This is a genomic window from Nocardia otitidiscaviarum, assembly GCF_007362295.1.
In the GTDB taxonomy this organism is placed as follows: domain Bacteria; phylum Actinomycetota; class Actinomycetes; order Mycobacteriales; family Mycobacteriaceae; genus Nocardia; species Nocardia otitidiscaviarum.
Genome location: NZ_CP041695.1, coordinates 6,443,799 through 6,465,187 on the forward strand (window position 1 = coordinate 6,443,799; position 21,389 = coordinate 6,465,187).

The following is a 21,389-nucleotide window of genomic DNA, read 5'->3' on the forward strand; positions in this document are numbered from 1 at the left end:
CGGTGGAAACACTTGAAACCGAATCTCACAACTCGCATTAGCCTGGCCCTGCCGGTGCTGATCACGGCCATGGTGACATCCTCCTGCTCGACCGAACCACCACCCGATGCAACCGGTACGACTTCAGTCGCGACATCGACAACGCAAGCAGAAATATTCCCCTATCCCCCACTGCAGTTCAGGTCGAACATCGCAGTCCCAGTCAATGAAGCCGAAGCCGATGCAGCCACCACTGCCCTCAAAGTCGAGGTCGCAATAAACAATTACATCGTCAGCGAGGACGAGTCTTATCTGTCGGATATCTACGACAATGTGAGCGAAGAAGGTCGACCCTATATTGGCATACCAGGAAACCTAATACCGGAAACCGGTGGCGAGACATACCGGGCAGTCAGCATCGAGCAGAAAAGCGGTGCTCAATGGGTGATCACCGTCTGCGATTACAACACACCTGGCGTTTACGAGATGGGCGACGACGGCGAACTGACATTGAGCACTCCCACCGATTCCTATTCCCCCATACGATACACCGTCGCCATGACCACCGAGGCCTCCGCCAGCGGGCAGAAGGCTTCGACACCACGACCGCTGGTAGTAGACCAGTCCACCGAAGAGTTCGCCGAACTTCCTGGCCAGCAGAACGACTTGGCCCGGCAAACATGCGAACCGTTCCGACCCGACCCCTACATTCAGGAGCCACCCGAACGCCTCCCCGCCGAAAAATAGTCCTTCGGCCGATCACCAGCGGTGCGGCTGTTCGCGTCACTATCCCCCGACGAAGTCGTCGGGCAGAACCTGGAATGCCGCGTATCGGCGCAGTGGCCTGATCACGCGAAAATCCCTGCGATCCAGAGTCAGAATCAGATCGGTGTCGAAGTGGTCGGCCAGCACCACGCAGGTCGCATCGACGATATCGAGGTTGAGGTCGTGGTACGCGGTGCGGACCTCCAGGGCCGAATGCAACTGTGCGGCACCGATTTCCCCGAGCACGATGCGCGTGACGGCGATTCGATCGGCCAGCTTGCCCAATACCGCATCAGTGCCAGCAGACCCGAGGTGCCGGCGACGACGATCATGCTGGCCGGTTCATCGCATCATGGATGTCGTCCTTGCCGATCGGACCACCCATGTCCAATGTATCCTCGTCGCCGACCAGCGGTTCCGTCCATCGACGATGCCGCATGAGGTACTCCCGGACCGCATCCCTGGTGATCTCGTGCTTGGAGCGCCCAACGTGACGTGCCTGGAGCGAGTCAGTTCGTGCTGAGGATCAGGCCGGAGGTCGGGACGCCGGTGCCGGCGGTGACGATGATGTTCTCCAGGCCGTCGACCTGATTCACGGAGGTGCCGCGGATTTGGCGGACGCCCTCGGCGATGCCGTTCATGCCGTGGATGTAGGCCTCGCCGAGTTGGCCGCCGTGGGTGTTGAGGGGGAGGCGGCCGCCCAGTTCTATGGCTCCGTCGGCGATGAAGTCCTTGGCTTCGCCTCGGGGGCAGAAGCCAAGTTCCTCGAGTTGCATGAGGACGAAGGGGGTGAAGTGGTCGTAGAGGATGGCGGCTTGCATGTCGGCGGGGGTGAGGCCGCTCTGGGACCAGAGTTGGTCGCCTACCAGGCCCATTTCGGGGAGGCCGGTGAGGGCGTCGCGGTAGTAGCTGGTCATGACGTACTGGTCGGCGCCGGAACCCTGTGCGGCGCCGAGGATTACGGCGGGCTTGTTGGGGAGGTCGCGGGCGCGGTCGGTGCTGGTGATGACCAGGGCCACGCCGCCGTCGGTTTCCTGGCAGCAGTCCAGCAGGTGCAGAGGTTCGGCGATCCAGCGGGAGGACTGGTGGTCCTCCAGGGTGATCGGCTTGCCGTAGAAGTGGGCGGCGGGGTTGACGGCCGCGTGTTTGCGGTCGGCGACGGCGACGCGGCCGAAATCGGCGCTGGTCGCGCCGTAGACGTGCATATAGCGGCGGGCCACCATCGCCACCTGGGCGGCGGGGGTGCCGAGGCCGTGGGTGTAGGAGAAGGCGTTGTCCACACCCGAGGAGGACGGATTGCCGGTGGCCAGGTGGGTGGCGAACTGGCCGAAGCGATTTCCGGAGCGCTCGTTGAACGCGCGGTAGGCCACCACCACATCCGCGACACCGGTCGCCACCGCCATGGCGGCCTGCTGCACGGTGGCCGCGGCCGCGCCGCCGCCGAAGGGGATGTTGCTGAAGAACTTCAGGCTCGGGATGCCGGCCGCACGGGCCACGGCGGCCTGGGTGTTGGTGTCCATGGTGAAGGTGGTCAGGCCGTCCACGTCCGCCGGGGTCAGTCCGGCGTCCGCGAGCGCGGCGGTGACCGCCTCCGCGGCCAGGCGCAGTTCACTGCGCCCGGAATCCTTGGAGAAATCCGTCGCGCCGATACCGACGATGGCCGCGCGGCCGCTCAGTCCGCCGGTCGGCCGACCACCGCTTGCTGTGGTCACTTGACTGCCTCCTGCAGCGAGATGACGGCCTTGGCCGTGATGTGGTCGCCGAGGCTGTCGCGGCCGACGACCTCGATGGTGATCTCATCGCCCTCGACGGCGGTGACGGTGCCGGTCAGGGTCAGGGTGTCGTTCGCGTACAGCGGTACGCCCAACCGCAGCGCGATGGACTTGACGATGGCGCGCGGCCCGGCCCAGTCGGTGACGAAACGCTGCACCAGGCCGGTGTCGGTGAGAATGTTGACGAAGATATCCTTGGAACCGCGCTCGACCGCCTTGTCGCGATCGTGATGCACATCCTGGAAATCCCGGGTGGCCAGCGCCGAACTGATCACGAAGGTCGGGTCGGCGTGAATCACCAACTCGGGCAGCGTGGTTCCGACCCGCACGGTGGCGGGCTCCAGAGCGGTCATCGCACAGCCTTCCAGTACGGCACGGTGTTGTCGTCGTCGAGCGCCTCGAAGCCGACCTCGACCGGCAGTCCCACCTCGACCTCGGCGGGGTCGATACCGCGCAGCTCGCCCAGCATCCGCACCCCCTCCTCCAGTTCGACCAGCGCCACCACGTACGGCAGCGTGCGGCCGGGCACCTTCGGCGCGTGATGCACGACGAAGCTAAACACGGTGCCGCGCCCGGAGGCCACCACGTAGTCGGTCTGCTCGGATTTGTCCTTCCACAGCGCCGGAACCGGCGGATGCTGGAGGGTGCCGTCGGGGCGCCGCTGGATGCGCAGCTCGCCGAGCTTGGTTCCCGCCCAGAAGAATTCGGTGTCCTTGGAGACGGTGGGCCGCACCCGCTTCGCGAGGTCCGCAGCCGGATCGGGTTTCGCCGCTCCCGGCGCGAATTTGAGGATGCGGAACAGCATTTCGGTGACCAGCTCGTCGCCCACGTACCAGCTGGTGCGGTAGGTGGCGAACCACCCCTCCCCCAGCCCGGTGCGCTTGGGCCCCACCAGCGAATCCAGCGAGCTGCGCACGTTCACCTGCTCACCGACCCGCAGGTACCGGTGGTAGATCTGCTCGCAGTTGGTGCCGACCACCGAGGTGTACCCGGCGGCGTCGAGCAGGTCGTTGGTGGCGTTCATGGGATCGTCGGCGGGCCGGACGCCGTTGAGGCCCAACATGGTCCACACCTGCGCCATAGCGGGCGGCGCGACCACATCGGGATGCCCGGCTTCCCGCGCCGCCGCCACGTCCACGTAGATCGGATTGGTGTCGCCGATGGCCTCCACCCAGTTGTTGATCATCGGCTGGTTCACCGGATCACGGGCCAGACGCGGCGCGGACTGGCCCGCCGCCTTGATCTTCTCGGCGGCCGCGACGATGTCGTCGGCCGTGAAGCTCTGTGACACAGGGGAACTCCTATCGGGGGACGCGAGGTAGTCGCAGGCCCATCTGGGCGATCAGCTCGCGCATTACTTCGTTCACGCCGCCGCCGAAGGTCACCACCAGGTTCTGCTTGGTGCGCCGGTCCAGCCAGGTCAGCAGGTCGGCGGTGGCCGGGTCGGCGGGGTCGCCGAAGCGGCCCACGATCTCCTCGGCCAGGCGACCCGCCTCCTGCAGCGCCTCGGTGGAGTACACCTTAGTGGCGGAGGCGTCGGCGATGACATCGCGCGGATCGGCGTCGGAGCGTTCCATATTGGACGCCACCTGCCAGTTCAGCAGTTCGTTCAGCCGCACCATGGCGTGCAGGCGGCCCAGGGCGCGCCGCACGTCGGGCTCGCCGAGCACACCCTGCGTCCGCGCCCACTCTCGCACCCGGTCGTAGAGCTGTTCGATCTTGCCGGACGGACCCAGGCTCACCCGCTCGTGATTGAGCTGGGTGGTGATGAGCTTCCAGCCGCCGTTCTCCTCGCCGACGGTCATGGACGCGGGCACGCGCACATTGTCGAAGTAGGTGGCGTTGGTGTGGTGCGCGCCGTCGCAGGTGATGATGGGCGTCCACGAGTAGCCGGGATCCTTGGTGTCCACGATCAGGATCGTGATGCCGCGGTGGCGGGACTCCACCGTGCCGGTGCGCGCCGCCAGCCAGATGTAGTCGGCCTCGTGCGCACCGGTGGTGAAGATCTTCTGCCCGTTGACGATCCAGTCACCGTCGGCATCGCGCACCGCGCTGGTGCGCAGCGCGGCGAGGTCGGTGCCCGCCTCCGGCTCCGAGTAGCCGATGGCGAAATGAATGTCACCGGAGAGGATTCCGGGCAGGAACGTGCGCTTCTGCTCCTCGGTGCCGAAGGTTTGCAGTGCCGGGCCGACGGTCAACAGGGTGACCAGCGGCACCGGCACGTCCGCGCGCACGGCTTCATTGTAGAAGATCTGCTGTTCCAGCGGCCCGAAGCCCTGGCCGCCGAACTCCTTCGGCCAGCCCACACCGAGCCAGCCGTCGGAGCCCATTCGACGCACCACCGCGCGGTAGGCGTCGCCGTGCCGGTTCACCAGCATCTCGGCCTCCTCTTCGGGAGTCACGAGACCGGTGAAGTACGAACGTAGATCGTCGCGCAACCGCCGCTGTTCGGCGGTCAGTTCGATGTACATCTGGCTCCCAGTCGGTCCAGCCGGAAGGATTCGCCGCCGAGCCAGCGGGCGATGTCCTTGGCCTGTGAGTAGTAGCGGTGCAGCGGGTGAGTCACATCGACGCCGATGCCGCCGTGCAGGTGATGACACTTCTGCAGGGCCGCGGGCAGTTCCGCGGCCACCGTGTAGGCCAGCACGTCGAGGTCGTCATCGGTACGTTCGTTGTGCTCGGCGGAATCGCTTGGTTGCGCCAACGCCCAATTCGCCGAGACGGCGGCCGCGTGCAGGGTGCGCGAGACCACGTACACATCCGCGATCTGCTGTGCCACCGCCTGGAATTCGGCCAGCGGCCGGCCGAACTGCTGGCGGGTTCGCACGTGTTCGGCGGTCAGCGCGATCACCCCTTTGAGCAGACCGTCGGCCACCGATCCGAGGCACGCCAGCGCATAGCGGTGCAGTTCGGCGAGTCCGCCTGGCAGCAGCCGCTCGGCCGGTACCGCTACGTCGTCGAGGACGAGGGTGAACTCCGGTACGCCGTCGGAGGTGGGGTTGGCGGTGCGGGTGAGTCCCGCCGCGTCCCCGTCCACCACCGCGATGCCGTTGTCGGTGGGGATCAGGATCCAGCGCGCGGTGTCGGCGTAGGGCACCGCCACCTTGCGCCCGGAGACGCGCACGGTGGTCCCGTCGGAGACCGCGGTGGTCTCCGGCTTCACCGTGAACGGCGCGCCCGGCTCGTTCAGTGCCGCCGTGATGACCGCGCCCTCGGCCACCGCGGGAAACACCTCCTGCGCCAACGCATCCGGCACGCCCGCCGCGACCAGCGGCAGCACGCCGAAGCCCAAGGTGGTCAGCGCGGGCACCTGCACGGCGTCGGTGGCCAGCTCGGTGAGCAGGGCCGACACCTCCAGTAGTCCCATACCGTCGCCACCGTATTTCTCCGGTAGCGCGACAGCCAGTAGCCCGCTGTCGACGAGAGTGGGCCATAACGCGATATCGCGCGCGCTCTCGCGCTCCAGCAAACTTACGACAACCTCGGCGACAGCGTCCTGGCTCTCGTCCCGTGTGAAGTCCAATGCAATGCTCCCGGTTGAGTGTGGCTGGCTACTGCGATTCGCGAGGCAGCCCGAGAATTCGTTCACCGGCAACGGTCAACAGAATCTGCTCGGTTCCGCCCGCAATGGACAAACAACGCGTGAGCAGGAATTCTTTCACCACGTCCGATTCCAGGGCGCCCGGCACGCCCGACAATTCGACAGCGAATTCGGCTACCGCCTGCCGATGCCGCACACCGACCAGTTTGCGAACACTCGATTGTGGGCCGGGATCGCCGCCGCTGAGCAGTTTGCGCGCTGCCCGAGCTTCCAGCAAAGTCCCAGCGACCGATTCTGAAACAAGTCCGCCCAGGCGATCGGCCACCAATTCCGCACCCGGTCCGGAGGTCGGCACGGCGGCGATGAGCGCCTCCAGTTCCTCGCCGATTCCCTTGCCGCCCATGGCGACCCGCTCGGCCGAGAGGGTGGAGCGGGCGATCTTCCAGCCATTGCCCAGCTGTCCGACCAAGCATTCGTCCGGCACGAAGACATCATCGAGGAATACCTCGCTGAACTTCGCCTCGCCGGTGATCTGCACCAGCGGCCGAATTTCCAAGCCCGGACTATTCATTTCCACCAGGAAATAACTGATGCCCTTGTGTTTGGGTGCGGCGGGATCGGTGCGCGCGAGGCAGATTCCCCACGTCGCCTCTTTCGCCAACGACGTCCACACCTTCTGCCCGCGCAGTTTCCAGCCGCCGTCCACGCGCTGGGCCACCGTGCGCAATGCCGCCAGGTCGGAACCGGCCTCCGGTTCGCTGAACAGCTGACACCACACCACCTCGCCGCGCAGCGTCGGCCCCGCGAATCGTTCGATCTGCTCCGGCGTGCCGTATTGCAGCAGGGTGGGAACGGCCCAGTTGGCGATGGCGATATCGGGCAGTTCGATACCGGCCTTGCGGATCTGCTCCTCGATCAGCGAGCGCAGGATCGGGCCCGCGCCGCGACCGTAGGGCCGCGGCCAGTGCGAGGCCAGCAGCCCGGTGTCCGCCAACGCGTTTCGCTGCTGCGCCGCGGGCAGCGCGGCGATGCCCGAGAGCTCGGCGGCCAGTACCGCCGCCTGCTCCGCGTCCAGACCGACGGCCTCCCGGAGCGGTTCACCCGCCACCGCGGCATCCGCGCCCAGTTCGAGTCCGACCGTGCGGCGCTGCCCCTGGAGCGTCAACTCCGCGACCCGCGCCCGCCAGTGCGCCGAACCGCCCAGCAGTTGACGCAGCGCGACGGCTCGCCGCAAATACAGGTGCGCGTCGTGCTCCCAGGTGAAACCGATTCCACCCAGAACCTGAATACAGTCCTTCGCGGTCTCCACCGCGGCGTCCAGTGCGACCGCCAGTGCGATGGCGGCGGCCAACGGCAGTTCCGAACTTCCGGTATCGACCGCGTCGGCGGCGTCGGCGGCCACCGCGCGAATCTGCTCGGCACGGCACAGCATCCACGCGCAGATGTGTTTGACCGCTTGGAATTCGCCGATCTTCTTACCGAATTGCTCACGCACCTTGGCGTATTCGGTGGCGGTTTCCAGGCACCAGCCGGCGATCCCGGCGGCTTCGGCGGCCACCAGCACGGCGGCCAGATCGAGTACATTCTCGCGCGGCGAGAAGATCTTTTCCGGCGCGACGGTGACATTCGCGCAGACGACGCGAGCGAGAGGAGTGCTGTGGTCCAGCGGTTCCAGCGGCTCCACCCGCAATCCCGCCGCGTCGGCGTCGAGCAGACACCATCGGCCGCGGTCACCGGTACGCACCGGGACCAGCACGGCCGTACCGGGTGCGGCACCGATCACAACGTCCCACTCCCCGGTGAGGGTGAGATCCGTTTCACCGGCCGATATCTCGATTTCGCCCCCGAGAGCCACGCCGCACGGCGTATTCTCGTCGAGCGTCTCCCCGGCAACGAGTCCAGCCAATGCCGTGGAGAGAACCGGACCGCCGACAAGATCATGCGCCGCCTGTTCCACCAGCACGGCGAGATCTCCGACCGTTCCGCCCGCACCGCCCGTCTCCTCGGGCACCGCGACCCGGAATATTCCGAGATCGGCGAGGCGCGACCAGTATTCGCGCCAATAGTCCGGCGCGCCGGTCCGCATTGTTGCAATTGGGCGCATCGCGGCGGCCCATCCGCGCATCGACTCCTGGACGGCTTTATGCTCGTCAGTGGTGGCGATGGTCACACTCCATACCGCCTTTCCGGCGTGACTCCCACACCTAGAACATGTTCTAATATTCGAGCCGGGCGTAAGTCAAGACGTCGCCTGGGCGCGGTACGAACTCGTAAGGAAAGGACTTTCAACCGATGGCCAGTCCCTCCCGATCGCAGGCCGCCGAACCGGCTGCCGCCAGCCGCACCGCGCCGGTGACCACGCTCAGTGAGGACGACCTGAGCTCGGCCGCCCAGCGTGACCGGCGCAAGCGCATCCTCGACGCGACCATGGCGCTGGCCTCCAAGGGCGGCTACGACGCGGTCCAGATGCGCGCGGTCGCCGAACGAGCGGACGTCGCCGTCGGCACGCTGTACCGCTACTTCCCGTCCAAGGTGCACCTGCTGGTCTCCGCGCTGGCGCGGGAATTCGAGCAGTTCGAGAGCAAGCGCAAACCGCTGCCGGGCGACACCCCGCAGGAGCGCATGCACCTCATGCTGCAGCAGGTGACCCGGGCCATGCAGCGCGATCCGCTGCTCACCGAGGCCATGACGCGCGCCTTCATGTTCGCCGACGCCTCCGCCGCCGCCGAGGTCGACCGGGTCGGCAAGGTGATGGACCGGTTCTTCGCTCGCGCCCTGGCCGAGGACACCCCCACCGACCGCCAGCTGGCCATCGCCCGCGTCATCTCCGATGTGTGGATGTCGAATCTGGTGGCGTGGCTGACCCGGCGCGCCTCGGCGACCGATGTCACCGAGCGGCTGGAGCTGACCGTCGACCTGCTCATCGGCGACGGCAAGTAGCCCTGACACGTCCAGCTAATCAATCGCGGCCAGCAACCTCGACTGCGACCCGTCCGGCGTGGCATATCTCACCGCCGCGCCGGACCGCCGCGTTTTCGCAGGTGAAAGCCGCTGCCGCGGAGTGACTCACGAGTAGCCAACCGGCGTTCACAGCGCGCATCCGGGACAGTTCGCCCGAATGTAAACGCCATGTATCACGCCCCCAACATGTGGGCAATCAGCACCCAGTAGAGTTTCTCGCGCCCTGAAATTTCTCCTCCGATCACTAGGTTGGATGCGTGAGCGCACAGGATCTGCCACTGGAACTTCGCCGGGCACTCGCGGCGGTCGCGCGGGTGCCGCGGCTGCTGGTCGCATCGGACTACGACGGGACGATCGCCCCGATCGTCTCCGACCCGGCGAAGGCTTATCCCCATCGGGAGTCGGTGAGTGCCCTGCGCGCTCTCGCCGGACTCACCGGCACCACCGCCGCCGTGATCTCGGGCCGTGCGCTCCGTGATCTCGCGGCGCTGTCGCGGCTGCCCGTCGAGGTGCAGCTCATCGGCAGCCACGGCTCGGAGTTCGATGTCGGCTTCGTGCACGCCATCGACAACGACGCCAAACAGTTACTGCAGGAAGTGCAGTCGACCCTGACCCAGATCGCCCAGGACAACCCGGGCGTCACCGTCGAGATCAAACCCGCCAGCGTGGCCCTGCACGTCCGGAACGCGAGCCCGGAAATCGGGCGCCGGGCCCTCGTTCAGGTGCGCCAGGGTCCCGCCAGCTGGGTCGGCATCCAGGTCACCGAGGGCAAAGAGGTCATCGAACTCGCGGTGGTGGAAACCGACAAGGGCGCGGCCCTGGATATCGTCCGGCATCAGCAGGGCGCGTCCGCGGCGGTGTTCATCGGCGACGACGTCACCGACGAGAAGGCGTTCAAGCGCCTCTCCGGACCCGATGTCGGCATCAAGGTCGGCGAGGGCGAGAGCCTCGCCAAATACCATGTCGCCAATACCGAGACGGTGTCCAAGGCGCTGGCCTTCCTGCTGGAAGAGCGCCGCACGTGGTTGGCCGGTGCCTCCGCCCCCCGAATCGAAAGGCTGACCATGCTGGCCAGCCCTCGATCCAAGGCCCTGGTCACCCCCGACGGCACCATCACCTGGCTGTGCCACCCCGAGCCGGACTCCGCGGCGGTGTTCGCGCACCTGCTCGGCGGATTCAGCGCCGGACACTTCAGCATTTCGCCGGAGCGCGCCGGACTGCCGCTGTCGCAGCGCTACATCGACGGCACCATGACCGTCGAAACCCGTTGGGCCAGCTTGCAGGTCGTCGACTACCTGCCGCACGACGTGGTACCCGAACGCACCGACCTGACCCGCGTCATCACCGGTGACGCGCGAGCCGTCGTGACCTTCGCGCCGCGACCGGAATTCGGTCAGGTGCCGGTCAAGCTGATCCGCCAGGCCGGCGGAATCCGGGTGCAGGGCACCAACGATCCCATCGTGCTGCGCTCCCCCGGTATCGAGTGGGAGATCGTCGACGACGGCATCCACCACACCGCGCGCGCCGTGGTCGATCCCCGCAACGGGCCAATCGTGCTCGAAATGCGATGCGGCACCTCCGATCTCGCACCCGCCATGACACCGGAGGCGGACCGGCGACGGGAAGCCGAGCGGTACTGGAAGGACTGGGCGGGCAAACTCGACCTGCCGCCGCTGAAACCCGACCTCATGAAGCGGTCCGCGCTCACCCTGCGCGGACTCGTGCACGCGCCGTCGGGCTCCATCCTGGCCGCGGCCACCACCTCGCTGCCCGAGGACATCGGCGGCGTGCGCAACTGGGACTACCGCTACTGCTGGCTGCGCGACGCCTCGCTCACCGCGTCGGCGCTCGTCTCGCTCGGCTCCCTGCACGAGGCCGAGGAACTGCTCGCCTGGACCCACCGGGTGCTGGAAACACTGCCCGGCCCCGAGCGGCTGCACCCGCTGTACACCCTCTACGGCGAGACGCTGCCGCCGGAAGCCGTCATCGACCAGCTGCCCGGCTATGCCGGATCGCGGCCGGTGCGCGTCGGCAACGCGGCGAATATGCAGGTGCAGCTGGACGTGTTCGGCCCCATCGTGGACCTCATCTCACAGCTGGCGCATGCCCGCGAGAAGAAGGGCATCACCGATCCGAGTCAGGCCCTGCCCGACGCGGATTGGGAGCTCGTGGTCGCCATGGTCTCGGCCGTGCAGCGGCGCTGGCGCGAACCCGACCACGGCATCTGGGAGATCCGCGGCAATCCGCGGCACCACGTCTACTCCAAGGTCATGGGCTGGCTCACCGCGGACCGGGCCATCACCCTGGCCCGGCAGTTCGGGCGGCCGCTGGACCCGGACTGGGAGAAGCTGCGCGACACCATCGCCGACGAGGTGAAGGTGGAGGGCTGGAACGACGAGGTGCAGTCCTACACGGCGGCCTACGACGGCACCGATCTGGACGCCGCCACCCTGCACATCGGGCTCAGCGGACTGATCGAACCGTCGGATCCGCGCTTCCACGCCACCGTGGTGGCCACCGAGGCGGAGCTGCGCAGCGGCTCGACCGTGTACCGGTACCACCACGACGACGGTCTGCCCGGCGGCGAGGGCGGCTTCCACCTGTGCGCGGCCTGGCTGGTCGAGGCGTATCTGCTCATCGGCAAACGGGAGGACGCCGAGGCGCTGTTCGCCCAGCTGGTCGACGTGGCGGGGCCGACCGGTCTGCTCTCCGAGGAGTACGACCCGGTGGCCGAGCGCTCGCTCGGCAACCACCCGCAGGCGTACAGCCACCTGGGCCTGCTGCGCTGCGCCCAGCTGCTCAGCCAGCCGGTGGCGGCGGTGCTGGCCCCGCAGACATAACCGGCCGGAGCTGGTCGAGACCCCCGCGGGCAACCCGCCCGCGGGGGTCTCGCGCATTGTCCGCGGTGTCGCCGGACACAACCGACGGCCGCGATGCGGAAGTGTCCGACACCGTGCGCTACATTTAAATGGAAATCGTTTCCGTTTTGAGCCAGTGCAAGTGGAGTACCCCGCGTGACAAGCAAAATCGCAGTTCGCCTCGCCGGAATCGCCGTGGGTGTCGCCACCGCCGCAGCCCTCACCGCCTGCGGGACCGGCTCCGACGATCCCGAGAAACTGACCATCGTGGCCTCGACGAATGTCTGGGGAGACATCACCGAGCAGGTCGCCGGGCCCGATATCGAGATCGAGTCGCTGATCTCCGACCCGAGCGCCGACCCGCACTCCTACGAGGTCACCGCGGTCGAGGCCGCCAAGATCAGCGACGCCGATCTGATCGTCTACAACGGCGGCGGCTACGACGAGTTCATCGACAAGGCCATCGCCGGCAAGGACAAGAGGACCGTCAACGCGGTCGAGGTCGCCGGGGAGGACCCGCACGCCCACGATGCTCCCGCCGCGACCGAGGCGAAGCCCGACGAGCACCGCGACGAGCATGCCGACGAGCACGGGCACGACCACGGTGACGGCAATGAGCACGTCTGGTACGACGTGCACGTCGCCGGAGAGGTCGCCAACCACATCGCCGAGGTGCTCGGCGAGCTCGACCCGGACAACAAGCAGAGCTACGCCGACCGGGCCGTCGCCTTCAACGACAAACTGACGGCCATCGAGACCACCATCGAGCGCATCGCCGCCGAACACCCGAATACGCCGGTCGTACAGACCGAGCCGCTCGCGTACTACCTGCTGCTCGACGCCAAGGCCGACGATCGCACCCCGCACGAATTCCAGGAAGCCGTCGAACAGGGCACCGATCCGTCCCCGGCGTCGGTGGCCGCCGTGCGCGACCTGCTCACCGGCAAGCAGGTCCGGGCCCTGATCTACAACATCCAGACCGAGGACAAGACCACCAAGGAGCTGAAGGCCATGGCCGAGACGGCGGGCATCCCCGTGGTCGAGGTGACCGAAACCCTGCCCGAGGGCCTGGATTACATTCAGTGGCAGACCCGCAACGCCGAGGCCCTGGCCAAGGCGCTGAGCTGATCGCAGCTGGCGAAGCCGTCCGCCCGTCCCCATGTCCGCCAACGTCGCGATCGGAGAAGAGATAATGGACGCTTCCACCTCGGCTCCCCGGGCTGACCGGGCGACGGGAATCAATGGACGGGGCGACGACATGAATACCCCTGTGAACAGCGTGGTTTCTCCCAGCGGCCCGGTCGGCGACAGCCTCGGCGGCACGGCATCGCCGACCAGCACCCCGGCCGTGCGGCTGACGGCGGCCCGGCTGGCGTTCGGGGAGCGCACGCTGTGGGACGGGCTCGATCTGGAAATCGCGCCCGGCGAGTTCATCGCCGTGCTCGGACCCAACGGTTCCGGCAAGACCTCACTGCTGAAGGTGCTGCTGGGCCAGCTCGGCCTGTCGGCCGGGACCGCCGAGATCGCGGGCGGTCCGGCCCGCGCGGGCAATCCGGATATCGGCTACATCCCGCAGCAGAAGACCATCGACGCCGGCGTGCAGTTGCGCGGGGTCGACCTGATCGGACTCGGCGTGGACGGGCACCGCTGGGGGCTGGGCCTGCGCGGGCGCAAGGAACGACGGCGCAAGGTGGCCGCCGCCATCGCCGACGTGGGCGCGGACCACTTCGCCGACGCCCCGCTGGACGTGCTGTCCGGCGGCGAACAGCAGCGGCTGCGGGTGGCCCAGGCCCTGGTCGGCGACCCCCGGGTACTGCTGTGCGACGAACCGCTGCTCAGCCTGGACCTGGCCAACCAGCGGCTGGTCTCCGAACTCATCGACAAGCGCCGCCGCTCCCACGACACCGCCGTGCTGTTCGTGACCCACGAGATCAATCCGGTGCTGCCGCTGGTGGATCGGGTGCTGTACCTGGTGGACGGCAAATTCCGGATCGGCCCGCCCGACGAGGTGATGACCACCGAGGTGCTCTCGCAGCTCTACGGCACCGAGGTGGACGTGCTGCGGGTGCGCGGCCGCCTGGTGGTGGTCGGCACCGGCGACACCATGGACGCGCTCGGCGCGGCCGGAGCGCAGCACTGCCACGGTGACGGCGAGGTGCGCGCGTGAACGACAAACTCGCCGACGTCTTCGCCAAGATGTTCGACTTCTCCACCACCGCGCATCTGCTGTCCTACGACTTCGTGCAGCAGGCCGTGCTGGCGGCGGCGCTGCTGGGCCTGCTCGCGGGCGCGATCGGGCCGCTCATCGTGAGCCGCCAGATGTCCTTCGCGGTGCACGGCACCAGCGAACTGTCGCTCACCGGTGCGGCGGCGGCGCTGCTGGCCGGGATCGGGGTCGGCTTCGGGGCCATCGCCGGGTCGGTGGTGGCGGCCGTGCTGTTCGGGGTGCTGGGTGCCCGTGCGCGCGAACGCGATTCGGTGATCGCGGTGGTGCTGTCGTTCGGACTGGGTCTGTCGGTGCTGTTCCTGTGGCTCGGGCCCGAGCGCGCGGGGTCGAAATTCTCGCTGCTCACCGGGCAGGTGGTGAGCGTCGGCGATTCCGGGCTCGGACTGCTGGCCGCCTGCACGGCGGGCGTGCTGGTGGTGCTCGGATTCGTCTACCGCCCACTGCTGTTCGCCAGCACCGATCCGGAAGTCGCGGTGGCGCGCGGGGTTCCGGTGCGCGCACTCGCCGTGGTGTTCGCGGTGCTGGTCGGCATCACCGCCGCCTTCGGGGTGCAGATCGTGGGGGCGCTGCTGGTGCTCGCGCTGCTCATCACGCCCGCCGCCGCGGCGGCGCAGCTGACGGCCAATCCGGCGCACGCCGCCGTGCTGTCCATCGTGTTCGCTGAGGTCGCGGCGGTCGGCGGCATCCTGCTCTCGCTGGCTCCCGGTGTGCCCATCTCGACCTTCGTCACCACCATCTCGTTCGCGATCTACGTGATCTGCCGGATGGTCGGCCGCCGCACCAGAACTCGCGGACGGGCGCTCGTCCCGGCCTGAGTCGCCGCGGCGCAAGGACAACGGCGGCTCTCCGCCGAGCGGATCGACATCCGAAGATGCCGAGCGCGGCGCTGGCTGGCGGTCTCACGGGCCGCGCCGGTCTTCCGCCCGCCCGAAGCTCCAGGCCCCGAGACTCGCGATCCGCCGCATGAGGGGCAGCGGATCGCGCCGACGCGCACCCTCCGCGACGACGCCACCTCGTCGCGTCGCGGAGGGTGTGCGTGCACGGAAGCACATGCACCTGAGCGCCCATCGCTGTCGGCCGAACGATCACCGACCTGTCGGTGATCGAGGCCCGACATCGCCACCGAGTGAGGCGGCCGACCGTCGATGAGGTCGGCCCCGGGGTTGCGGCCGGGGCTCAGTCCCCGCCCTCGCCCGCCAGGGCGAAGAGGCCGTCGGAGGTCTGTTCGATGAGGCCGTCCACCAGCAGCGAGTCCAGGGCGCGGTCGCGCTGGCCCGGATCGCGGGTCCAGGCCAGGTCCAGCCGGACGCGTTCGACGGGGCCGTGGGCGGCGCGCAGCACGTCCATGAGGCGGCCGCGGGCCTGGCGGTCGGTGCCCTCGTACTTCTGCACCTTGCGGACCACGTCCGAGGCCGGTCGCCCGGCGCCGACCCAGGCGCACGACGGCAGCGGGCAGCAGTCGCAGTCGGGGTTGCGGGCCGTGCAGACCACCGCGCCGAGTTCCATGAGGGCGGCCGAGAAGACCGCGGCGCGGTCCACCCGCACCGGCAGCAGGGCCTCCGTCTCGACCAGGTCGCGGGCGGCGGGATTGCCCGCCTCGGCGCGGCCGTGCACGGCCCGGGCGACCACCCGGCGGACATTGGTGTCCACCACGGGCACACGCTGCCCGTAGGCGAAACAGGCCACCGCGCGGGCGGTGTACGCGCCGATCCCGGGCAGCCCCAACAGCACGTCCACATCCGCGGGCACCTCGTCGCCGTGGTCGCGGGCCAGCGCCTGGGCGCATTCGTGCAGCCGCAGCGCCCGCCGCGGATAGCCGAGCTTGCCCCACGCGCGCAGCACCTCGCCCTGGGACGCCGCGGCCATGGCCGAGGGCACCGGCCAGCGCGCCACCCACTCCCGCCAGATCGGCTCCACCCGCGCCACCGGCGTCTGCTGCAGCATGATCTCGCTCATCAGAATCTGCCACGCGGTCACCTCGGGCCGCCGCCACGGCAGATCCCGCGCGGTCTGCTCGTACCACTCGACCAGTGCGTCGCTGTCCATCTCCCGCCCTCCTCCCGGCCCGTCGGAGCCGGGACATCCGACGCCACGCGATGGTAGTCACCGCCGCCGACGAATCCGTGCCCGGTGCGGGCGGGCGCGGACCGATCGCACGCGCCCTTCGCGCCGGTCCCATCACGCTGCCGCAGTCGCCGAAGTACAGGTCGGCGGGGTGCTCACGGCCGGTGGCGGCCGGGCGCAAGGGGGTGTTTGCCGCGCCGTAACGTCGCGGACTCGCCGGTAACCCATGCGATGTGGAGAATGGGACACATGCCGCAATCCAATCCGATCAGTGCCTGGAAAGCCCTGCGCGAGGGCAATGAGCGTTTCGTGAACGGCAATCTGCTGCACCCCAGCCAGGGAGCCGCCGATCGCGCCAAGCTGGTTGCCGGGCAACACCCGCAGGCCATCCTGTTCGGCTGCGGTGACTCCCGCGTGGCCGCCGAGATCATCTTCGACCAGGGCCTCGGCGACATGTTCGTGGTCCGCACGGCCGGACACGTGGTGGACAGCTCGGTGCTCGGATCCATCGAGTACGGCGTGCAGGTGCTGAACGTGCCGCTCATCGTGGTGCTCGGCCACGACAGCTGCGGTGCGGTGCGCGCCACCATCGACGCCCTCGACAACGGCAATGTGCCCGGCGGCTTCATCCGCAGCGTGGTCGAGCGGGTCACGCCGTCCATCCTGCTGGGCCGCCGCGAGGGGCTGGAGACGGTGGACGACCTGGAGGCGCGGCACGTCGAGGAGACCGCGCGCCTGCTCATGCAGCGGTCCATGGTCATCTCGCAGCGGGTGGCCGCCGGTGAGTGCGCCATCGCGTGCGTCACCTACAAGCTCGGCGAAGGACAGATCACGCTGCGCCGGGTGATCGGCAATATCGGCGAGGTCGTCTAGCCGCCGGAACGGACGTTCGGCGCAGGTGGGGACCCCGCAAGCTGGTCGGGTGTCCGAAGGGGCTGAAATCTACCCGGCCCCAGGGGCTTTTCCCCACCGACACGCCGCGACCCTGAGCCGGATGCGCCCAACTGTGCCCTTACCGTAGTTGCCGTGCTGGAACCGAATGGACCACTGCCGCCGGAAATCTACTGGCGTCGCCGACTGCTCGCGATCGGCGCGCTGGTAGTCGCCCTCGCACTGGTGCTCTGGCTGGCCTTCGCGCTACTGCGCGGCGACGGCGACGACAGCTCCGCCGCCGCGGACACCACCACGGCCGCCACCAACAAGGCGGCCGGAAGTTCCTCCGACACATCGGAGTCGGATTCGGCGCAGTCCCAGGCCAATGCCACCGCCGAGGCCGGGCCCGCGGCACAGGGCAAGCAGTGCCCGGACCAGTCCCTCGCGGTGAAGGTGAGCGTCGGCGCGCCCACCTACAAGGCGGGTGAGCAGCCGGTCTTCGGCATCGTCATCACCAATATCTCCAGCGAGGCCTGTGAGCGCGATATGGGTTCAGGGTTGCAGGAGGTCGCGGTGACCTCGCTGGACGGCCAACGCCGCATGTGGGCCAGCACCGACTGCTACCCGGAGGGCACCCCCGACGTGCGCACCCTGCAGCCCGGTCAGCAGGCCGCCTTCACCGTCACCTGGTCGGGCTCCACCTCGCAGCCCAATTGCGCGGGCGAGCGCGTGCCGGTGCCGCCGGGACCGTACAGCGTTGTGGCGCAACTCGGCTCGGTCACCAGCTCCCCGGAGCCGTTCAACATCACCTGAGCGCCGACACCGGCCTGCCACCACGGCGGCCGGCACCGGTTCAGCAGTCGCCGCCAGCGGCGTGGCGGGACAGGCCCTCGCGGATGCGGCGGGCGGTGGCGGGGGTGATGCCGTCCACGGTTTCCAGATCGGCCTGGGTGGCGTCCAACAGTCCGCGCAGGCCGCCGAAGGCGTCCACGAGCGGTTCCACCCGCCGGAACGGGACCCGGGGTATCTCGGCCAGCAGCCGATAGCCGCGCGGCCCCACCGGTGTGTCCAGGGCCTCCAGGGTGGCCGGATAGCCCAGCGGCGGAGCCAGATCCGCCAGCACGAGCAGCTCCGGCTCGCCGAGCGCGTCCAGTCGCGCCAGCGCACGGTCGATGCGGGGCTCCCCGGCCCGCTCCGCCACCAGGTAGTCGCGGACGAGCAGCCGCCGCAACTGCGCGGTGTCGGCCACCAGTTCGGTCAGTTGCAGGGCGAGCTGACGGCCGTCGACGCCGAGTTCGGCGACCGCCTGGTCGATCTCGCCCGCGGTGCGGCGCATGAGCTCGAGGCAGTGCAGCACGGTGAGCACATCGCGCAGGGTGGCGAAGTCCTCGATCTCCAGCGCGGACAGCCGCCGGGTCACCTCGTCCAAGCGGGCCCGGTAGCGCTGCAGGGTTGCCATGGCCTGATTGGCGCGCGACAGAATGAGCGGCGAATCCTCCACCAGATATCGGTCGCCGTGCGCGTACACGGTCACCAGGCCGGTGGAGCGGCTCACCGACACCACCGGATATCCGGTGTGCGCGGCGGTGCGTTCGGCCGCCTTGTGCCGGGTGCCGGATTCGACGGTCGGCAGCGCCGGATCGGGCACCAAATGCACATTGGCGCGCACAATTCGCGTGCCGTCGGTGGAAAGCACCACCGCCCCATCCATTTTCGACAATTCCCGCAGCCGGGTCGGCGCGAATTCGACATCCAATTCGAATCCGCCGTCGCAGATGCGCTCCACCCGATCGTCGTAACCGAGCACGATCAATCCACCGGTGCGGCCCCGCAGAATTCGATCGATCCCGTCCCGCAATTGCGTGCCGGGCACGAATCGCGAGAGCACATCGCGGCGCGCGTTCGCGGAATTGTCCCGCGCCGCGCCGTCATTCGCGCTCGCTGCCGAACCGTCCCCGGCCGCAGCGGAATTCGAGCGACCGAGCAGCCCGCTCACCCACCGCCCGGCCATCAGTCGCCGACCGCCTCGACCGGCGCCTTCGCCCGACGACGGCGTAGTCCGCTGGCGGCGATGGCCGACCCCAGGTCCGAGACCTCGCGCAGGGTCATGGTGCGTCCGGCGCGGTCCACCCCCGGCGGCACCAGCGCCTCGGTGAAGCCGAGCCGTTCGGCTTCGGCCAGCCGCCTGGTCAGCCCGGCCACCCGGCGCACCTCCCCCGCCAGTCCGACCTCGCCGAGGATCACCATGCCGGGCCGCAACGCCCGATCCTGGTGCGCGCTCACGATGGCCAGGGCCACCGCCAGATCCGCGGCCGGTTCGGCCAGCCGCATACCGCCGACGGTGGCCGCGTACACATCCTGCTTGCCCACGTAGAGACCGCAGCGGCTCTGGAGTACGGCCAGCACCATGGCGACCCGGTTGTAGTCGAGCCCGCTCACCGCGCGGCGCGGCGCGGGCACCTGGGTGTCCACGGTCAGGCCCTGCACCTCGCCCAGCATGGGGCGCTTGCCGTCCATGGCCACCGTGACCGCGGTACCGGGCACCGCCACGCCCCGGTGGTGCAGGAACAGCCCGGACGGGTCGTCCACGCAGGCGATGCCGCTCTCGCGCATCTCGAAGCAGCCCACCTCGTCGGTGGAGCCGAAACGGTTCTTGATGCCGCGCACCATGCGCAGGGTGGAGTGCTTGTCGCCCTCGAACTGCAGCACCACGTCCACCAGGTGCTCGAGCGTGCGCGGACCCGCCACCGCACCGTCCTTGGTGACGTGGCCGACCAGCAGCACGGCGATGCCGCTGGCCTTGGCCATCGAGGTGAGCGCCGCCGTCACCGCCTTGACCTGGGTGACGCCGCCCATGACGCCGTCGGCGTCGGCGGCCAGCATGGTCTGCACCGAATCGACCACCAGCAGTGTGGGTTTCACCTGATCCACATGGCCGAAGATGGTGGCGAGATCGGATTCGGCGGCGAGGTAGACCCGTTCGTGCACGGCATCGGTGCGGTCGGCGCGCAGGCGCACCTGCCCGGCGGACTCCTCCGCGGTCACGTACAGCGACTTCTCGTCACGCTGCCGCGCCCAGCGGTGCGCCACCTCGAGCAGCAGCGTGGACTTGCCCACCCCGGGCTCCCCCGACAGCAGCACCACCGAACCGGGCACGATGCCCCCGCCCAACACCCGATCCAGCTCCGACACGCCCGTGGAGCGGGCCCGCGTCGTCTTGGAATCGATACTGGAGATCGGCGCGGCCGCGGTGCTCGGCAGCATGGCCCGGCGACCCACGGCCGCCGCCGTCGAGGTCGCGGCGACCTCGTCGATGGTGCCCCAGCCGCCGCACTCCGGACACCGGCCCACCCACTTGGCGACCTCGTGCTGGCAGGAGGAGCAGCGGTACAGCGTTTTCACCTTGGCCACGCGGGCAGCCTAATAACGCGCCCCGACAGTCCCGCCCCCGCCGCGCCCGCACGTCTCCCGGCGACTCGATCGCGCGCCCGGCAACGGGTGATGCCGGGGTCCGAAGCGCGGCCCCGAGCAGAACTGCCGCCAGCGAGATCGGCGATGGCACGGGCATCCGGCGCGAATACGACGGCCGGTCCGCACTTGGTGCGGACCGGCCGATGTATACGCTGGGATGGCTCAGTGGCCGCCGCCTCCGCCGCCCTCGCCCGAACGCGACTTGTCGGTGACGGCGCGCTCCAGCTCGACGCCCGCGTCGACCGGAACGTTCACCAGGACGGTGCCGTTCTCCTTGAAGTTGAAGCGCACCGGGTAGGTGAGGCCCGCGGTGACGTCCTGCTGGAGGCCGGTGATCTCGATCTTCAGCGGGTCGGCGGCCGGGTCGGCGACCTCGTCGGCGGGCGCCTCGGCGACGGGCGCGCCGTGCGCGTCGTCGGAGTGCGCGGGATCGGCGTGCGAGTCACCGGCGCCGGCGGCCTCGCCCGCGACCACGGTCGACTGCGGACCGAGTTCCACCTTGCCGTCGATCTGGACGGTGCCCAGGTCGGGGGCCTCGATGCTGACCAGGGTGTCGCTCTGGTGCTCGCCGAGGTTGATGGCGCTGAACGCCAGCAGCGCCTTGCCGCCCTTGGCGTTGTCGTACTCCGCCGACTGCGGCAGCAGGATCCGCACATCGCGCAGCGCGATCTTGCCGACGTCGGCGCTGTTGCCGTTGACGGCGGCGACCTGATCCGCCGTCTGCGAGATCTGGCCGGCGCTGCAGCCCGTCAACGCGAGCGCCGCGCCCGCAGCGAGTGCGATCAGTGTCGCGGCACGCCGCGGTTTCGACGCTGTGGTGGCTTTCAGGGCAGTCACGGGTTGTCCTCCATGTCGACCGGGCTCACTCCACTATGGAG

19 protein-coding genes are annotated in these 21,389 nt (G+C 68.9%); 8 read left to right on the plus strand and 11 right to left on the minus strand.

The window, feature by feature from the left end; all coding sequences use genetic code 11:
• Positions 1-12 precede the first annotated feature (12 nt).
• Entirely contained in the window at positions 13-726 is a 714-nt protein-coding gene (locus FOH10_RS28905) for a hypothetical protein (protein WP_143983051.1), read from the plus strand.
• A gap of 39 nt (positions 727-765) precedes the next feature.
• On the opposite strand, the gene FOH10_RS28910 is transcribed toward FOH10_RS28905, so the two are convergent.
• The 7 genes from FOH10_RS28910 to FOH10_RS28940 form a co-directional block, all read right to left on the minus strand.
• Positions 766-1,029, minus strand: coding sequence for a PIN domain-containing protein (locus tag FOH10_RS28910; RefSeq protein WP_143983052.1), 264 nt, complete (start codon positions 1,027-1,029; stop codon positions 766-768).
• 224 nt (positions 1,030-1,253) lie between these two features.
• The gene (locus tag FOH10_RS28915) at positions 1,254-2,456 is read right to left on the minus strand and encodes a lipid-transfer protein (protein WP_244961417.1); all 1,203 of its coding nucleotides are present in this window, start codon (positions 2,454-2,456) and stop codon (positions 1,254-1,256) included.
• Positions 2,453-2,869, minus strand: a complete 417-nt coding sequence (locus FOH10_RS28920; RefSeq protein ID WP_029925280.1) for a MaoC family dehydratase — start codon at positions 2,867-2,869, stop codon at positions 2,453-2,455. Before FOH10_RS28920 ends, FOH10_RS28915 begins: the two co-directional genes overlap by 4 nt.
• Positions 2,866-3,807: a bifunctional MaoC family dehydratase N-terminal/OB-fold nucleic acid binding domain-containing protein gene (locus FOH10_RS28925; protein ID WP_143983053.1), complete on the minus strand. Its 942-nt coding sequence runs from the start codon at positions 3,805-3,807 to the stop codon at positions 2,866-2,868. Before FOH10_RS28925 ends, FOH10_RS28920 begins: the two co-directional genes overlap by 4 nt.
• Before the next feature lie 10 nt (positions 3,808-3,817).
• A complete protein-coding gene (locus tag FOH10_RS28930) occupies positions 3,818-4,987 on the minus strand; it encodes an acyl-CoA dehydrogenase family protein (RefSeq protein ID WP_143983054.1) in 1,170 nt (389 codons plus the stop codon).
• Entirely contained in the window at positions 4,972-6,039 is a 1,068-nt protein-coding gene (locus FOH10_RS28935; protein WP_143983055.1) for an acyl-CoA dehydrogenase family protein, read from the minus strand. The genes FOH10_RS28930 and FOH10_RS28935 overlap by 16 nt, the downstream gene beginning before the upstream one ends.
• Positions 6,040-6,067: 28 nt before the next feature.
• The gene (locus FOH10_RS28940; RefSeq protein WP_143983056.1) at positions 6,068-8,227 is read right to left on the minus strand and encodes an acyl-CoA dehydrogenase family protein; all 2,160 of its coding nucleotides are present in this window, start codon (positions 8,225-8,227) and stop codon (positions 6,068-6,070) included.
• A gap of 122 nt (positions 8,228-8,349) precedes the next feature.
• On the opposite strand from FOH10_RS28940, the gene kstR reads away from it, so the two are divergent.
• The 5 genes from kstR to FOH10_RS28965 all read left to right on the plus strand — a co-directional run bounded on the left by kstR (position 8,350) and on the right by FOH10_RS28965 (position 14,918).
• Complete coding sequence (gene kstR, locus FOH10_RS28945) at positions 8,350-8,997, plus strand: cholesterol catabolism transcriptional regulator KstR (RefSeq protein WP_039808991.1); 648 nt, start codon at positions 8,350-8,352, stop codon at positions 8,995-8,997.
• Positions 8,998-9,275: 278 nt separating this feature from the next.
• On the plus strand, positions 9,276-11,858 hold the full coding sequence (gene otsB, locus FOH10_RS28950) for a trehalose-phosphatase (protein WP_143983057.1): 2,583 nt from the start codon (positions 9,276-9,278) through the stop codon (positions 11,856-11,858).
• Between the two features lie 174 nt (positions 11,859-12,032).
• Complete coding sequence (locus FOH10_RS28955) at positions 12,033-13,004, plus strand: metal ABC transporter solute-binding protein, Zn/Mn family (protein ID WP_143983058.1); 972 nt, start codon at positions 12,033-12,035, stop codon at positions 13,002-13,004.
• A gap of 130 nt (positions 13,005-13,134) precedes the next feature.
• Positions 13,135-14,043 carry a metal ABC transporter ATP-binding protein gene (locus tag FOH10_RS28960; RefSeq protein WP_143983059.1) on the plus strand — a complete coding sequence of 303 codons (909 nt, stop codon included), beginning with the start codon at positions 13,135-13,137 and terminating at the stop codon, positions 14,041-14,043.
• Positions 14,040-14,918, plus strand: coding sequence for a metal ABC transporter permease (locus FOH10_RS28965; protein ID WP_143983060.1), 879 nt, complete (start codon positions 14,040-14,042; stop codon positions 14,916-14,918). The genes FOH10_RS28960 and FOH10_RS28965 overlap by 4 nt, the downstream gene beginning before the upstream one ends.
• Positions 14,919-15,279: 361 nt before the next feature.
• Here FOH10_RS28965 and FOH10_RS28970 read toward each other — a convergent pair whose 3' ends face one another.
• Positions 15,280-16,149: an HhH-GPD family protein gene (locus tag FOH10_RS28970; RefSeq protein WP_143983061.1), complete on the minus strand. Its 870-nt coding sequence runs from the start codon at positions 16,147-16,149 to the stop codon at positions 15,280-15,282.
• 267 nt (positions 16,150-16,416) lie between these two features.
• On the opposite strand from FOH10_RS28970, the gene FOH10_RS28975 reads away from it, so the two are divergent.
• Together FOH10_RS28975 and FOH10_RS28980 are read left to right on the plus strand one after the other, a co-directional pair.
• Complete coding sequence (locus FOH10_RS28975) at positions 16,417-17,040, plus strand: carbonic anhydrase (protein ID WP_143983062.1); 624 nt, start codon at positions 16,417-16,419, stop codon at positions 17,038-17,040.
• Between the two features lie 153 nt (positions 17,041-17,193).
• Entirely contained in the window at positions 17,194-17,853 is a 660-nt protein-coding gene (locus tag FOH10_RS28980) for a DUF4232 domain-containing protein (protein ID WP_029925258.1), read from the plus strand.
• A 40-nt stretch (positions 17,854-17,893) separates the two neighbouring features.
• On the opposite strand, the gene disA is transcribed toward FOH10_RS28980, so the two are convergent.
• From disA to FOH10_RS28995, 3 genes are all read right to left on the minus strand, one after another.
• Positions 17,894-19,051 carry a DNA integrity scanning diadenylate cyclase DisA gene (gene disA / locus FOH10_RS28985; RefSeq protein WP_081871992.1) on the minus strand — a complete coding sequence of 386 codons (1,158 nt, stop codon included), beginning with the start codon at positions 19,049-19,051 and terminating at the stop codon, positions 17,894-17,896.
• On the minus strand, positions 19,051-20,451 hold the full coding sequence (gene radA / locus FOH10_RS28990) for a DNA repair protein RadA (RefSeq protein ID WP_039808985.1): 1,401 nt from the start codon (positions 20,449-20,451) through the stop codon (positions 19,051-19,053). The genes disA and radA overlap by 1 nt, the downstream gene beginning before the upstream one ends.
• Before the next feature lie 222 nt (positions 20,452-20,673).
• Complete coding sequence (locus FOH10_RS28995) at positions 20,674-21,348, minus strand: copper chaperone PCu(A)C domain-containing protein (RefSeq protein WP_029925253.1); 675 nt, start codon at positions 21,346-21,348, stop codon at positions 20,674-20,676.
• Between the last annotated feature and the right edge of the window lie 41 nt (positions 21,349-21,389).

Coding starts and splice junctions, on each gene's coding strand:
- FOH10_RS28920 (WP_029925280.1), bottom strand. CDS start 2,869: ATGACCGCTCTGGAGCCCGCCACCGTGCGGGTCGGAACCACGCTGCCC.
- FOH10_RS28930 (WP_143983054.1), bottom strand. CDS start 4,987: ATGTACATCGAACTGACCGCCGAACAGCGGCGGTTGCGCGACGATCTA.
- kstR (WP_039808991.1), top strand. CDS start 8,350: ATGGCCAGTCCCTCCCGATCGCAGGCCGCCGAACCGGCTGCCGCCAGC.
- FOH10_RS28960 (WP_143983059.1), top strand. CDS start 13,135: ATGAATACCCCTGTGAACAGCGTGGTTTCTCCCAGCGGCCCGGTCGGC.
- FOH10_RS28970 (WP_143983061.1), bottom strand. CDS start 16,149: ATGGACAGCGACGCACTGGTCGAGTGGTACGAGCAGACCGCGCGGGAT.
- FOH10_RS28975 (WP_143983062.1), top strand. CDS start 16,417: ATGCCGCAATCCAATCCGATCAGTGCCTGGAAAGCCCTGCGCGAGGGC.
- disA (WP_081871992.1), bottom strand. CDS start 19,051: ATGGCCGGGCGGTGGGTGAGCGGGCTGCTCGGTCGCTCGAATTCCGCT.